Annotated in this window: 15 protein-coding genes and 2 riboswitches; of the genes, 2 read left to right on the forward strand and 13 right to left on the reverse strand. The window is 40.9% G+C overall.

Features of this window, described 5'->3' with window-relative positions; all coding sequences use genetic code 11:
* Positions 1-4 precede the first annotated feature (4 nt).
* The 11 genes from IE222_RS13745 to queC form a co-directional block, all read right to left on the reverse strand.
* The gene (locus IE222_RS13745; protein WP_191273757.1) at positions 5-1,123 is read right to left on the reverse strand and encodes a class II histone deacetylase; all 1,119 of its coding nucleotides are present in this window, start codon (positions 1,121-1,123) and stop codon (positions 5-7) included.
* Between the two features lie 232 nt (positions 1,124-1,355).
* On the reverse strand, positions 1,356-2,054 hold the full coding sequence (locus tag IE222_RS13750) for an ABC transporter ATP-binding protein (RefSeq protein ID WP_191273759.1): 699 nt from the start codon (positions 2,052-2,054) through the stop codon (positions 1,356-1,358).
* Entirely contained in the window at positions 2,047-2,829 is a 783-nt protein-coding gene (locus IE222_RS13755; RefSeq protein WP_191273761.1) for an ABC transporter ATP-binding protein, read from the reverse strand. The genes IE222_RS13750 and IE222_RS13755 overlap by 8 nt, the downstream gene beginning before the upstream one ends.
* Positions 2,822-3,844, reverse strand: a complete 1,023-nt coding sequence (locus tag IE222_RS13760) for a branched-chain amino acid ABC transporter permease (RefSeq protein WP_191273763.1) — start codon at positions 3,842-3,844, stop codon at positions 2,822-2,824. The genes IE222_RS13755 and IE222_RS13760 overlap by 8 nt, the downstream gene beginning before the upstream one ends.
* A gap of 13 nt (positions 3,845-3,857) precedes the next feature.
* The gene (locus IE222_RS13765; protein ID WP_191273765.1) at positions 3,858-4,724 is read right to left on the reverse strand and encodes a branched-chain amino acid ABC transporter permease; all 867 of its coding nucleotides are present in this window, start codon (positions 4,722-4,724) and stop codon (positions 3,858-3,860) included.
* A 10-nt stretch (positions 4,725-4,734) separates the two neighbouring features.
* Positions 4,735-5,907 (reverse strand): ABC transporter substrate-binding protein, encoded by a 1,173-nt coding sequence (locus IE222_RS13770; protein ID WP_223282701.1) that lies wholly within the window; start codon positions 5,905-5,907, stop codon positions 4,735-4,737.
* Positions 5,908-5,944: 37 nt separating this feature from the next.
* A complete protein-coding gene (locus IE222_RS13775; protein WP_191273990.1) occupies positions 5,945-7,402 on the reverse strand; it encodes a 4-hydroxyphenylacetate 3-hydroxylase family protein in 1,458 nt (485 codons plus the stop codon).
* Positions 7,403-7,641: 239 nt separating this feature from the next.
* On the reverse strand, positions 7,642-8,865 hold the full coding sequence (locus IE222_RS13780; protein WP_191273769.1) for an MFS transporter: 1,224 nt from the start codon (positions 8,863-8,865) through the stop codon (positions 7,642-7,644).
* A 242-nt stretch (positions 8,866-9,107) separates the two neighbouring features.
* Positions 9,108-9,836 carry a 7-carboxy-7-deazaguanine synthase QueE gene (queE, locus tag IE222_RS13785; protein WP_191273771.1) on the reverse strand — a complete coding sequence of 243 codons (729 nt, stop codon included), beginning with the start codon at positions 9,834-9,836 and terminating at the stop codon, positions 9,108-9,110.
* Positions 9,829-10,305 (reverse strand): 6-carboxytetrahydropterin synthase QueD, encoded by a 477-nt coding sequence (gene queD, locus IE222_RS13790; protein ID WP_191273773.1) that lies wholly within the window; start codon positions 10,303-10,305, stop codon positions 9,829-9,831. The genes queE and queD overlap by 8 nt, the downstream gene beginning before the upstream one ends.
* Positions 10,305-10,961 (reverse strand): 7-cyano-7-deazaguanine synthase QueC, encoded by a 657-nt coding sequence (gene queC / locus IE222_RS13795; RefSeq protein ID WP_191273991.1) that lies wholly within the window; start codon positions 10,959-10,961, stop codon positions 10,305-10,307. Before queC ends, queD begins: the two co-directional genes overlap by 1 nt.
* Positions 10,962-11,191: 230 nt before the next feature.
* Positions 11,192-11,239: riboswitch (PreQ1 riboswitch) on the forward strand.
* Between the two features lie 97 nt (positions 11,240-11,336).
* Between queC and queF the strand changes: the two genes are divergently transcribed.
* Positions 11,337-11,837, forward strand: a complete 501-nt coding sequence (gene queF / locus IE222_RS13800) for a preQ(1) synthase (protein ID WP_191273775.1) — start codon at positions 11,337-11,339, stop codon at positions 11,835-11,837.
* 57 nt (positions 11,838-11,894) lie between these two features.
* Here queF and IE222_RS13805 read toward each other — a convergent pair whose 3' ends face one another.
* Positions 11,895-12,221, reverse strand: coding sequence for a hypothetical protein (locus IE222_RS13805; protein ID WP_191273776.1), 327 nt, complete (start codon positions 12,219-12,221; stop codon positions 11,895-11,897).
* A 65-nt stretch (positions 12,222-12,286) separates the two neighbouring features.
* Positions 12,287-12,392: riboswitch (SAM riboswitch) on the reverse strand.
* A gap of 58 nt (positions 12,393-12,450) precedes the next feature.
* The gene (locus IE222_RS13810) at positions 12,451-12,774 is read right to left on the reverse strand and encodes a BC1872 family protein (RefSeq protein ID WP_191273777.1); all 324 of its coding nucleotides are present in this window, start codon (positions 12,772-12,774) and stop codon (positions 12,451-12,453) included.
* A 183-nt stretch (positions 12,775-12,957) separates the two neighbouring features.
* Between IE222_RS13810 and IE222_RS13815 the strand changes: the two genes are divergently transcribed.
* The gene (locus IE222_RS13815; protein WP_191273779.1) at positions 12,958-13,473 is read left to right on the forward strand and encodes a hemerythrin domain-containing protein; all 516 of its coding nucleotides are present in this window, start codon (positions 12,958-12,960) and stop codon (positions 13,471-13,473) included.
* The last annotated feature ends 708 nt before the right edge of the window (positions 13,474-14,181 follow it).

Below are 14,181 nucleotides of genomic sequence, written 5' to 3' on the forward strand. Positions count from 1 at the left end.
GCTATTAAACTAGTACTTTCAATGAGCTCCAATATTCAGATTGAATCTCAATCACTTTATTGATAACCTCTTTTTGATGTTCATATAATTTATCCGGGTACCCATTGGCTCCTGCTACAAATGGATCCACAACATCAGTGGTGATTCCGCTAAGAGTTTCAATAATGCGGAGTGTGCAAAAAGGAACATAGGAGTTGCTATATCCGCCTTCATGGCAGAAAACTATTTTTTTATCACAATGCTTGTCTGCCATTTCCATCATTAATTCTGTCATCTTTCCAAATCCTTCAGCCGTTACTCTCATTCTGCCTAATGGATCGTATATACTTGGGTCTTGCCCCGCTGATACAATGATTAATTGAGGTTTGAAATCATCCGCCAATGGTGCAATAATCGACTTAAATGCTTCTAAATAACCGGCGTTCCCAGTGCCTGGTGGTAATGGAATATTCACATTAAACCCTCGACCACTGTCCTCCCCAACGTCTTCTGCATACCCTGAATTATCAGGAAAATTCAGGTCTTCATGAATGGAAATAAATAATACATTGGGATCATGATAAAACGCTTTCTCTGTCCCGTTGCCATGGTGAACATCCCAATCCACAATCATAATTCTGTCTAAACCGTATGTTTCCCTGGCATATTTAGCTGCAATGGCCACATTGTTAAATATACAAAATCCTATCCCCATATCCGCTTCAGCATGGTGCCCTGGTGGCCGTGTAAGTGCATATGCATTCTCCACCTCTGATTGCATTACTGCATCAACTGCAGTTATTGCCCCGCCGGTTGATAATAAGGCAATCTCATATGACCCTCTGCCGACAATGGCATGATCTCCTGCATCCCCACCGGTGGTGTCACTTAATAATTTAACCTTATTGATGTAATTGGTTGTGTGAAATAATTTAATTTCCTCTAATGTTGCAGGTCTAGGATCAATCCTTTTTAGTTTTTTCATGATTCCGCATCGTTCCATTAGATTATTAACCCGTCTTTTGGTAGCAGGATCCTCAGAAAAAACATCCTTTTCTAAATATCCACCTGAAGGTAGAAAAAGAGTTCCACTGCCAGTATCATGCCAAAAATAACTTTCATCATAAATATAACCAGTCTTCATATAATCCCTCCTACCATATACTTGATTTTTTATTCTATATTGATGAAATATTTCCTTTTGGAATATTATGAAACTTAAGAAAAGCACCACCTATCTTACTACTGAATTGATATTTAACTACTTCTTCCCTTTTAAAAATGGTAATTAAGGAATTTATCAATAACTATTCCCTATTAAAAATATAAGTTTTATTCTGATAATTGTCAATATTTAAAATATTATCACTTACACCCTATCCTAGGTAAGACCGATGTACAATCTCGCTTTCTTTTAGTTCTTGTTTGGTCCCTTGGCCGGCTAGCCGCCCAGCCATTAGAACGTAGCCGCGGCTGCAGAAATCAATGGCCATTTCCGCATTTTGATCGACTAATAGGATGGTCGTTCCCTGCTGATGCAATTCCGTTATTTTATCATATACTTCAAACACTAGTTTTGGAGATAAACCCATTGATGGTTCATCCAATAATAGGAGTTTCGGGCGAGTCATCATCGCCCTAGCGATAGCGAGCATTTGCTGCTCTCCCCCTGACATCAGTCCTGCCAATTGGTCTCTTCTTTCCCGCAGAATCGGAAAAGGCTCTGTTACCTCCTCCGCCCTTTGCTGCCTTTCTTTTGCAGGCAGTGTATACCCGCCTAACAGCAAATTATCCCAAACAGTAAGGAGCGGAAATACATGTCTTCCTTCAGGTACAAGGGTCATACCCCGGCTGACAAGCTTAAAGGTTTTTTCATTGATAATCGATTTCCCCGCAAGCTGAATATCACCGCTTTTCGGACGAAGCTCTCCGATGATTGTTTTTAATAGCGTGCTTTTCCCTGCACCGTTGGCCCCGATAACAGAAACGGCTTCCCGCTCTTCGACTTTGATACTAACATGATCTAATGCACATATTTGCCCATAATATGTACTTATATTTTGGACATTAAGCATTCACCTCAGCCCTCCCCATATAAGCCTCCATGACAGCTGGATGATTATGAATCACTTCAGGAGGACCTTCTACCAGCTTTTCTCCGAAATTAATTACCGTGATTTGGTCTGACAACGTATTTACGAGGTGCATATCATGGGCAATGATTAAAATGGTGATCCCTTGTTTATTCACCTGTGTAAATAGCTGCATTAATTCCTTCGTTTCTTTCTGGTTCATACCAGCAGTAGGTTCATCTAGTAATAATAGGCTGGGATTTGTAGCCAACGCCCTGGCGATTTCTACCCGCCGCTGGTTCCCATATGAAAGTTTTGCTGCATATTCATTTCGCATCTCCCACAACCCGACAAATTGCAGAATTTCTTCGATCCGTTCCTTCGCTTGACGCTCCTTTTTCCGGAATTCCTTTGTTCGTAAAATGGCTGGAAGGAGCTTGCCGCCCGTAAATAAATAGGTTCCTATAAAAGCGGTTTCAAACACGGTCATATCTGGAAACAGTCGGATGTTTTGAAATGTGCGAGAAACACCATGCTGAGCGATTTTATCTGGTCGTAAAGAAGTGATGTCATTGTTTAATAGCCGAATTTTCCCTTGATCAGGAGATATAACACCTGTAATCAAATTGAATAATGTACTTTTCCCCGCCCCATTTGGACCAATGATGGCATGAATATTATTTTGAGTGACAGAAAATGACAGATTGTTTACGGCTTTTACTCCACCAAAAGACTTTGAAAGTTGATCAACCGTTAAAATAGCAGCCTTACTATTCATAACTCAGCCCCTCCTTCTCGACGGTTGGTTTCTCAAGCTGTTCTTTTCTTTGAAGGAAGCGTTTCTTCATCATTTGGAACACGCCCATCATGCCCTTAGGGAAAAACATAATCATCACCACAATCATAAATCCGTAAATTAACATCCTTAATTCAGGTGTTTCCCGTAAGGCTTCAGACGAGATGGTCAAAATAGATGCTCCAATGACAGCCCCGGCAATGGACCCCTGCCCGCCAATCATCACCATTGTCAAGATTGTAACTGACATTCCAAAAGCGAACGTTTCTGGACTGACGACGTGCAGGAAATGGGCATATAATCCACCCGCCGCCCCGCAGAAGGCTGACGAGATTGTAAACATCGTGACCTTCGTCTTGAAAACTGGTATTCCCATTGCTTGGGCGGCAAGTTCATCATCACGAATGGCGGTGCACGCACGTCCAAAGCCTGACTTAATAATCAGTCTGGTAATCAAAATTCCTAGATACACAAAAATCAATAACAATGGATAATAGTCATGATATTGAAGAAATGGAAATTCTACTGATCCAATTTTCACTGTTGGCGGGGCAGGAATGCCAGCAATCCCCATCGGCCCGCCTGTTAGATCGGTCCAATTTAGAAAAACAAGCCAAATGATCGTACCAAAGGCAAGTGTCGCCATTACCAGATATTCTTCAATTAACTTCAAGCCAATGAATCCAATCATGAATCCAATGACAGAAGTAACTACGATGGAAAGTGGCAATGTAAGCCAAAATGAAAGCCCAAAATTTTTCGCGAGAATGGCCGCTACATACGCACCCACCCCAAAGAATGCTCCATGACCAACTGACACCTGACCTGTGTACCCAACGATTAAGTCTAACCCCAGGGCAAGGAGGGCATAGATTAAAATTAAATTAATAATGTACATAAAATAAGGATTTACGATTCCTAATGGCAGGAAAAATAAAGCAATACCTGCAAAAATAAGAATGGCTTTTCGAACGCCTGATTTTTTCGTTAGGTCCATATTTCTCCCTCCTTTATACTTTTTGCTGAACAATCTTGCCAAAAATCCCTTGAGGGCGTACTAACAAAATAAATAGTAAAATGACCATTGCTACCGCATCACGATAACCGGAGGAGATAAAGCCTGCAGCAAAGCTTTCGATTACCCCCAGCATTAATCCGGCAATCATTGCACCTGGTATATTCCCCATACCACCCATAACGGAGGCAGTGAATCCTTTTAGCCCTGCAAAAATCCCCATTGTCGGATACACTAAAAATACCGGTCCTACTAAAATACCTGCAAGCGCCCCTACCGCTGATCCAATCGCAAATGTAATGGAGATAATTTTATTCGCGTTAATTCCCATTAATTGCGTTGCATTGATGTTTTGGGCAGCTGCCTGCACGGCTTTCCCCATCAACGTTCTATTAATAAATAACTCTAGTGTAATCATGACAAGAATCGTTAAAATAATGATAAAAATATAGTGTTGATTGATCATCATATCGCCAACTTGAATATTTTTCGACAGAAATGGTGACGTCAATCGTTCCGGTGTTGCCCCCCAAATATATTGAGCTAAGTTTTGAAGCAGGATCGAGATTCCAATCGCTGCAATCAATAAATTTAATTTAGGGGCACTTCTCATCCTTAGGTAAACCACTTTCTCCATTAAATACCCAAGCAATGCCCCTGCGAGTACCCCGCCAAGATAGGCGATCCATATGGGTGTATCTAACAAGAGAAGATAAAGGGACACGAATGCCCCTCCCATATATACTTCTCCATGTGCAAAATTGATAAAGCGCAGAACGTTCCATACCATCGTATAACCAATTGCCATTAACGCATAAATACTGCCAAGGACAATTCCGTTTACTAATTGATCGACAAACATTGCTATCACCCTATTCCGATTGTTTAATTACCACAAAGTCGCCTTTTTGTACCTGCATGATCATCGGAGTATTGGCGCGGTCTCCATTTTTATCAAATCTAATCGGTCCTGTAATGCCTTTGTAATCAATATTTGCCAGTGCATCACGAGATTTCTCCGCATCCGCTTTTCCTTCTTCCAATGCCTTCGCTAATGCCATCGCTGCATCGTAAGCAATAGCCGAATTTGCCTGTGCCGGGATGTTATTTTCTTCAGCTAGTTTTTTAAATTCTTTCATTTCTTCTGTATCAGCATTTAAATCAATCATGGAGGCGAATATGTGATTTTCCACCGCTTCTCCGCCTAAAGTAATCAGCTGCTTTGAGTACATGGAATCATCCGGTGAGAAAAATTGGACTTTCAATCCAGCCTGCTTTGCCTGCTGTTCAATCAAGGCCACCTCATTGTATAACCCTACTACCATGACCGCATCTGGATTGAGTGCCTTTATTTTTGATAATTGGGCTGAAAAGTTCTTGTCGCCTGGGTTATATTTTTCAGTCGCCGCAAACTCTAAGCCGAGATCTTTCGCTGAGGTCTTAGCCGCTTCGTACATCGTGATTCCGTAATCGGTATTCTCAAACAAGGCGGCAATTTTCTTCACCTTTTTCTCCTCGGACATATACTTCATCACAGCTGGAACGTAAACGGAGCCTGTTAAGATAACTCGGAACAAATATTTGTTGCCTGTTTTGGACAAATCGGGGCTTGCCCCCATGTTCAAATGTAAGACCTGTGCCGGTCCGGAAACATCTTGGGCCGCCAGAGTTGGTGATGAATTGTATCCGCCAATAATCGCTTTAACGCCATCATTCATGATCATTTTATTGACAACGGCAACCGCTTCTGTAGGAGTTGCCTTATCATCACCAACAATTAACTTAAGCTTTTTGCCATTGATTCCGCCTTCACTATTAATCTTTTTAAACGCGAGCTCAACTCCATTTTTCATATCCTGTCCATACTGAGCATTGTCACCCGTCATCGGTGCCTGTAAGCCTACTTTAATGCTGTCACCGCTTTCAGATTTGCTGCTGCCATTCCCAGATGAAGATTTGGTAGCCGAGCATCCTGCTAAAAGTACTGCTAGAATCATAAATAAAACGGTTTTCTTTACGAATACATTTACTGATTGTCCCATCATAAGTCCTCCTTTATTTTTAGATCTTGATTAACTTCATCTATGAAAAATTAATAGAAGAATTTGGACTTTTAATTCCAGCGGCACGACGCACCAATTCACGCTGCGGCTCCATATCAAAATTGCTATAAACGGCCATCTGTTGGGCAAATGGCGGGCTTTGAGCAAATAGTTCAAATGTGGTGCGATGACCTGCATAAGAAGAATTCAACAAATCTCTGGCAAAATAAAGCAGCTTTCCGCGATCCTCAGGTGACCAATCTCCCACGGAGTAATATTGATCAACATATGGCTTAATTTCCGGATCCGCCATCGTGGCTGTATCAGGTGTTACCGCTAATTGTCCGCCAACAAGCTCTCTTGTCAGGTGGGCCATGGAGGGAAAATGCGCTAGGGCAAATACCCGTCCTGTGTAAAGCAGGGATTGGTTCGGCATCATCAAACCGCCTGGACTTCTTTCAGCTTCAGCGACAGCGGCTGTTAAATGGGCATTAATGCCTTCACGATAGTTAATCAGCTGAGAAATTTTTTCTTTTACTGCTTGAAGATGTGTTAAACCCGTTTGTTCAACATTCAATAGTGCGGCTCCGATTAAATAATCGGCTCTCCGTAACATTCTAAGGGTGTAGTTAAAAGCAGAATAACGATGTAGTGTGGAACGAATATAGGCAGCAGATTCTAAGGAGCGATGGAATAAAACATTTTCCCATGGGATGAGAACGTTATCAAAAATAAGTAAAGTATCAATTTCTTCAAATTTTGTGGCAAGCGGATAGTCTTCTGGTTTTCGATTGGCTCCTAGCGATGTTCGGCAAATATGCTTCAGACCAGGTGAACCCATATCACAAATGAAACCACAGGCGAAAGGCGCCATTTTTTCAGAACCGGCATTCCAATCGAGAATGGTCGGTTTAACAAAGGCCTGGTGGGCATAGGCGGCAGCTGTTTCAAACTTTGCACCCTTCACCACAATCCCTCGATCATTTTCTTTGACCACATGTAGCAGCGTACCCCCGTCTTTTCCACTGAATAATTTGCTTCTGTCCCCTTTTGGATCCGTGTTCGCAGAAACGTGGAATACATCCTCTCTTGCAACTCGGTCGATATGATATTTAATATTTTTAGCATAGGACGGATCAATTTCATTTAATTTGTCCTGAGCATCGAAAAGTGACCACATTTCCCCAATTGTTTCATCCCCAACCCGGTAAACGACGCCGCCAAGGTCATCCAGCACTGCTTCCACATGCTTGCGAATAGCGGTGAGGTCTTCTTTCGTTTCAGGTGCTTTATACGCCCTCGAAACAATTTCACCATCCGAAAGTGTTGTAGTTAATGTGTCACGGTACTTGGCCTCAAATGCCATATCATACATTCGGGCCTTTACGTCAATGATTGGCTTAAATGATGGATGCTCGGATATATTTTTCACTTTTTCCCCGTCAATAAATACCTCTCTCCCATCATTGAGTGACTCGCGATACTGTTTACCTGTCATTAATGCCACACAACTACCCCCTCTTAATATCGGCTTTCCAATCCAATGTTACTTTTTATTTACGGATATTTTCTTTAACTATTCTTTAAATAAAATAACATTAGCACAGTACTAATGTCAATTGAGTTTTCTAAAAATTCATTATTTTATAAATTTACACGTCATTCAACTAAAAAAAGGGTGTCAGGCACCATGTGAAAATTCACACGGTGCCTGACACCCAATATGATTCCTACTGACTAAACTGCTTCAGTAAGGGTATTCGCTGTGTTGTGTTGCTGGTTTGCTTTGCTTTTTCCTAAGCTGATCATGGCTACGAAGGAGACGCAGTATAGGACAGCTAGGTAGCTCATGGCAACTGTTACGTTAGCATGCTGTAGAATAAATCCTACTAGGATTGGAGATAATCCTCCTAATGCTCTACCGAAGTTGAAGATAGTGTTTGTTGCGGTACTGCGTATTTCCACTGGGTAGTAATAGCTGATTAAGGCACCGTATCCTGCAAACATTCCGTTTGAGAAAAATCCAACAATGGCACCGCCGATTAACACACCAGCTGCTCCTGTCGCAAATGAGTAGAAAAATACCGCTACTGCAGAAGCAAACAGGAAAATTCCGTATGCTTTCTTCATTCCAAGACGGTCCATAATCTGCCCGAATGTTAACATCCCTGCAATCATCCCAACCGCGGTGCTGATTGTCCAAAGTGCAGAACCTGAAACTGAAAGTCCTTGTGATTTTTGCAAAATCGATGGCAGCCAAATCATTAAACCGTTATAACCTGCGATTTGTACGGTTGCCATGATTGCTAAAGCAATTGTTGTAAAGGCTGTTTTTGGAGATGCAAACAACAGTTTTAATTTTCCTTGGTTAGCCGCTTTGCGTTTTTCTTTTTGCGTTGCAACCCATTCTGGTGATTCCTTTAAGTTCTTACGTACGAAGAAGGCAAAGATAACTGGTGCAATTCCGACGAAGAACAACCCTCTCCAGCCCCAGGCAGGTAAAATCATTGCGCTAAGAAGTGCTGCCAGGATGACCCCGAATTGAGCTCCAACACTTACATAAGATGATGCACGGCCTTGCTTTTTCTTTGGCCAAGCTTCTGCGACAAGCGCCATTCCAATTCCGTATTCTCCGCCTGCTCCTAAGCCGGCGATAAATCTAAAGATGTACACTTGTTCAACATTTGTCGCTAAGCCGGTTAATGCTGTTCCGATGGCAAATAACAGAATGGTATAAGTAAACACCTTTACTCTTCCAAACTTATCAGCTAAAATTCCGAAGATAATTCCTCCAAATAGCATTCCTAAGTTAGTAATTGAAGAAATCAGTCCGCCTGTTGCCATATCAAGATGAAATTCTGCAATAATCATTGACATAGCAAAGGAGATAAACATGATGTCCATTCCTTCTAACGTTAAACCTGCTACTGATGCGATGACTGTTTTTTTCTGATAATTCATTCCGTCATTCTCCTTTCGAGCCTCACTGGACTCCGATTAAAAGATTTTAAGTAAACTAAAATGCCCTTCTATCCAAAGGACAAAAGGGCATTCATATATCCAAATACTATATACGAATATTAATTTCCGCCCTTTTCGGCCTCTCTGGACCATAATTAAAGGTAAATTTCTTACTTATACTATCACGTCTATCGAACGCTGACAACAAAAATTTTTAAGTCATATTTTTACAAAATAACGTTCTACACTCCCCGTTTATTTCCCCAAAGAAGCGTATGCAGCTGCGGCAATACTCTGACATTGTTTAATTGGTCATCCGCTGCTACACAATTTACCAGCCACTCATATTTCTGAAGCAGCTTTTGAATCAATTCTTGATCATCAAAATTGGTTATATCGTCATTTCCAACCTGCATATAAAAATGGATATGTTCATACCGTTTATGAACCATTTTTGCATACTCCAGGTCGGCTTCGTCGAAAATCACTACTTTTAGGCTTACATGATGTTTAAAGTGATTTTCTTTCAGCTGTTGAAAAATCGAATCTAAAACCTCAAAATTTGTTTTCATGTTGGAGCTTGGCGGCTTCGGAGAAATCGTCAGTTCATCGACATTTAAAAACCAGTCCTGCCATTTACTTCCCTGTGTTTCAAGCCCGCATTTGATGCCTCTCGCATTTAATAAGTCGATCAGGCCATTCATATTTTTTATAAGAGCCGGATTTCCGCCTGAAATCGTGACAAACGAGAAACGATCTCCGCCGATTTCCTTTAATTCATGCCAAATCTCTTCCGCATCCAATTGCCTAATTTCATCCTTCGCACTTCCGTCCCAGGTAAAAGCAGAGTCACACCAACTGCAGGAATAATCACAGCCTGCCGTGCGGACAAACATTGTTTTTTGTCCAATCACCATGCCTTCTCCTTGAATGGTCGGTCCAAAAATCTCTATTACTGGAATCTTACTCAACTTCCATCCACTCCCTTCTTGCCTCAGCATAACTAGTTGGGGTTTCAAAGAGGCGGACAAATTCCACTCTTGCACCAGCATATTGCTCATCGGCTGCCTTTAGGGCTTCGGCCATTTTTTCGTATATCCAAACGACCATGTTTTCTGCTGTTGTGTTCATCGGAGGCAGTGTTTCATTTAAATACCGATGATCTAGATAAATTTCTATTTTGTTTTTCCAAATATCCTTTATATCACCAAAGTCCATCATGAGTCCGCGGTCATCGACAAAGCCGCTGATGCCAAAGATGACTTTATACGTATGTCCATGGAGATTCTTACATTTCCCATCATAGCAATGAAGGTGATGGGCAGCATCGAAAGTAAATTCTTTGCTCACTAACACACGTTTTGAATGGTATTTAAGTTGCTGACGGCTGATATCCTTATCTATTTTTTGCAGTTCGTTGACAATTCTAAATCCGTACATCATCTGCCAACCTCGCTTACGTATTCATCAAGTCCTCTTTTTCTAAGGACACAGGCCGGGCACTCACCGCAGCCGTCTGCAATAATGCCGTTATAGCAGGTCAACGTTTTTTCACGAACAAAATTAAGCTTTCCTAATTCATCGGCTAACGCCCATGTTTGAGCTTTATTTAACCACATTAGCGGTGTATGAATGACGAAGTTGTCATCCATTGAGAGATTCAGGGTAACATTCAGCGATTTCACAAACATATCACGGCAATCCGGGTAGCCGCTAAAGTCAGTTTCACAAACACCTGTGATGATATGCTTTGCGCCAACCTGACTCGCCAGGACGCCGGCAAACGATAAAAATAACAGGTTTCGTCCCGGAACAAACGTGGATGGTAGCTCCCCTTCCGCCCCTTCCTTTACCTCAATATCGGTACGTGTTAACGCATTGGGCGCCAGTTGATTTAATAACGACATATCTAAAATGTGGTGCCTGACACCAAGTTCATTTGCAATCGATTTTGCACAGTCTATTTCTAATCGATGTCTTTGATTGTAGTCGAATGTAACGGCTTCTACTTCTTTAAAGTTTTTTAATGCCCAAAAAAGGCATGTGGTGCTATCCTGGCCGCCGCTAAAGACGACAACTGCTTTTTCATTTTTCAACATTCTTGAGGAATGCTCCTTTCAAAAAGAAAAAACAGCACTAAGAGAAGTACTGTTTCATCTTAGTTTTTTTAGTGAGGGGTGCTAGAACCTCAACCGCGTGTCCGCGGATTTTTATTATATTTCTCACAGCAAATTTATATTACTATTTTTCTACCTTTCTGTCGACCGTTCATTTCAATTTTTATTTGACGGATAGGATGCTTTTATATATTATATAGTAAAAGTAAATAAGAGAGGTTCATAGCGTTAAACCCTCTATAAAAAACTATGGATTATTGTCATTAAGCCATGTCCATAACGAACGTGGCTTTTTGTATTTTTATAGAATGGTTGAATTGTCCTCTTTTTGTCAATAGTTAAGGGGGTTTTTTTATGTCAGGCAGAAGCCATGAAGAAGGTTTAAAGGATTTAACATTACTAGGGAATCAAAATAATAACTATTTATTTGAATACTCGCCAGAGGTGCTGGAGGCGGTAGATAATCTCCATTCTGGCCGTGATTATTTTGTAAAATTTAATTGTCCAGAGTTCACAAGTCTCTGCCCGCTCACAAAGCAGCCAGATTTCGCCACCATGTATATCTCATACATACCGGACAAAAAAATTGTGGAAAGCAAATCATTGAAGTTATATTTATTCAGCTTCCGCAATCACGGGGATTTCCACGAGGATTGTGTCAATATCATCATGAACGATTTAATCAAGCTGCTTGACCCGCGGTATATCGAAGTTTGGGGCAAATTCACCCCGCGCGGCGGCATCTCCATCGACCCATGGTGCAACTACGGCAAACCAGGAACCAAGTACGAAGAAATCGCCACCCATCGGCTCATGAATCATGACCTCTATCCTGAGAAAGTGGATAACCGATAAAAAAGGAAATGTTGGTGTCAGGCACCATGTGAATTTTTCACATGGTGCCTGACACCTTTAATTTAAAACCGTATCAAGATAATTCCCGAATCCCTCTAGGATTTTCAGTCCTTGGTTCTCTAATTCCCTCCATATTTTCTGGTCAAGATGATAGGGACCTGTTTTCTGCAGTGTGGAAACGTCTTCTTCCGAAATCCGCAAATGGTAATCATCGTCGCCATATTTGACAAAGATTTCATACTCCTTCAGTTTCATCACCATCACCTCGAATTGAGCATCCCATTCCTGTAGCTGCTGCTCCACGCAAGTGGCAACATGGATTAGGAATCTTTCTTCCGTACAATTTCGTGCCATTAAACCTCTTGCAAAACCATTGATATTCATGAACCAAATTCTCCTTTTAGAAAAATAAAAACCTCTTCTGCAATGGATACAGAAGAGGCGGTTCCGTTTTATCATCCAAAGCAGCTATGCCTTGCTGGTGGGAGCACCTTGCATGTCTGCAGGTTGCTGTGGCATCATTGAGCCAGTTCTCTCAGCCACTCTTGATAACTATTAAATTATCATAATTTTACCACAAATCCCAAAGATTTTCTATTTTTTCAAAAAATTTTTAACACATTCTCTGCCACATTTTTGTGGTGTCCGATGCCGAATGATGCTCAATAATGGAATAAGCAGCATTCGTAATCGCCTTTGCGAGCGTTTCCCCTGTTGCACAAATCTCATTAAAGCAAACTCTCGAAACTCCATTAACCGTATAGGTATACCCCATCTCTTCTAATCGATCAACGATTAGCATAGCGTGGTTCAAGTTTTGCTCCGGCTGAAAGTCAGCATCATGAATAAACATGCCCCTTTCATAGTCATACCAGCGATCCCAGCGATTTAATTTCCATCCTAAAATTCTCCGTGCGATTGAGTCTGTTTTAATCATGGTTCATAGCTCCTTTTATGTTTTTTGTTATATAACACAGTATATTAATTAACACAATTATATAACACGAAAATTCCAATTTCCAGCATTTCTTTTAAAAATTTTTCACGTGATTTGCATCACAATAAATAGTGGTTTGTTCTTATATACTAATGGTAGTAATGTTGGAAAGGGGTATTCATAATGCAAGGATGTCATAGCGGAATGTTCAGTAATGGTCCGGTCTCACTTTCTGATGGTTTAAATAAATTGGTGAGTGAACATATTCCATTACGAGAGGGCTTAGAAAAACTATTTTCTTTATGTAAAACAGTGACGGAAGAACAAGGGCCATCCTTCGAAGAATTAGTTCAGGCAGTTAAAAACTTTTCAAAAGAACTCGATTATCATTCCGAACGCGAAGAAACCATTCTTTTTCGGATGATGGAAGTTTACATTGGTAAAAACGGCGGTCCAATTGCCGTAATGGAGTATGAACACGAACAGGCCCACGGATTTATTAATAAATTTTTCAAAAATGTCGATAACAACTCCGATTTAACTGATGATGAAAAAATTCAAAATGCAAGTCTGATCGAAAATGCTTATCATACATTAATAAATCACTTTGCGAAGGAAGAAAATGTGCTTTATCCAATGGCAGAGCGGCTGTTCACGGATGAAGAGAAAGAACTTGTGAATCAACGGGTATCCGAATAGGTTTCATTTTAAAAAGAGTTCAATCGATTTGGACTCTTTTGTTACTTTACATAGAGGATTTAGTGGATAAAAACAGGCTCTTTTTTAACATATATTCGTAAACTGGAAAAAACGCAGCGGGTGATTAGATGCACACAATCATAACCGGAACAAACGGACCGATTTATTTAGGTTACTCTTCTCCACATTTTGGACCATGGGGTTTGCCATTACAGCATCATACCATTCACTTGGGACATGACGTCTACCACATTATTCCCTTTCTACACGGATACCCATCCGCCTTTCCTTACTTTGGGCCGTATGTTCCGCTAAATATATGATTTGATTAATATTTGCTTTTAATAATATTTAAGATTTAAAATTACCTGTTTTTTTATCCAATCTGAAAGCTTGCAGCCTTCTATGTTACTCAATGGTCTTTCATTTTTCGATTTCGGACACGAGACTGCTTCTACGTTACCCTACGGCCTTCTTTTTTCCTTTTTCGGACACGTAGACTGCTTCTACGTTACCCTACGGCCTTCTTTTTTCCCTTTTCGGGCACGTAGACTGCTTCTACGTTACCCTATGACCTTCCTTTTTTCCTTTTCGGGCACGTAGACTGCTTCTACTTTACCCTATGACCTTCCTTTTTTCCTTTTCGGACACGTAGACTGCTTCTACTTTATCCTAATCTAATCCATTTTCAATGTCAGTCCTTGCGGA

It is taken from the genome of Neobacillus kokaensis, from assembly GCF_014656545.1.
Lineage (GTDB): Bacteria > Bacillota > Bacilli > Bacillales > Cytobacillaceae > Neobacillus > Neobacillus kokaensis.

Coding starts and splice junctions, on each gene's coding strand:
- IE222_RS13745 (WP_191273757.1), bottom strand. CDS start 1,123: ATGAAGACTGGTTATATTTATGATGAAAGTTATTTTTGGCATGATACT.
- IE222_RS13750 (WP_191273759.1), bottom strand. CDS start 2,054: ATGCTTAATGTCCAAAATATAAGTACATATTATGGGCAAATATGTGCA.
- IE222_RS13755 (WP_191273761.1), bottom strand. CDS start 2,829: ATGAATAGTAAGGCTGCTATTTTAACGGTTGATCAACTTTCAAAGTCT.
- IE222_RS13760 (WP_191273763.1), bottom strand. CDS start 3,844: ATGGACCTAACGAAAAAATCAGGCGTTCGAAAAGCCATTCTTATTTTT.
- IE222_RS13765 (WP_191273765.1), bottom strand. CDS start 4,724: ATGTTTGTCGATCAATTAGTAAACGGAATTGTCCTTGGCAGTATTTAT.
- IE222_RS13770 (WP_223282701.1), bottom strand. CDS start 5,907: ATGATGGGACAATCAGTAAATGTATTCGTAAAGAAAACCGTTTTATTT.
- IE222_RS13775 (WP_191273990.1), bottom strand. CDS start 7,402: ATGACAGGTAAACAGTATCGCGAGTCACTCAATGATGGGAGAGAGGTA.
- IE222_RS13780 (WP_191273769.1), bottom strand. CDS start 8,865: ATGAATTATCAGAAAAAAACAGTCATCGCATCAGTAGCAGGTTTAACG.
- queD (WP_191273773.1), bottom strand. CDS start 10,305: ATGTACGGATTTAGAATTGTCAACGAACTGCAAAAAATAGATAAGGAT.
- queF (WP_191273775.1), top strand. CDS start 11,337: ATGTCAGGCAGAAGCCATGAAGAAGGTTTAAAGGATTTAACATTACTA.
- IE222_RS13805 (WP_191273776.1), bottom strand. CDS start 12,221: ATGAATATCAATGGTTTTGCAAGAGGTTTAATGGCACGAAATTGTACG.
- IE222_RS13810 (WP_191273777.1), bottom strand. CDS start 12,774: ATGATTAAAACAGACTCAATCGCACGGAGAATTTTAGGATGGAAATTA.
- IE222_RS13815 (WP_191273779.1), top strand. CDS start 12,958: ATGCAAGGATGTCATAGCGGAATGTTCAGTAATGGTCCGGTCTCACTT.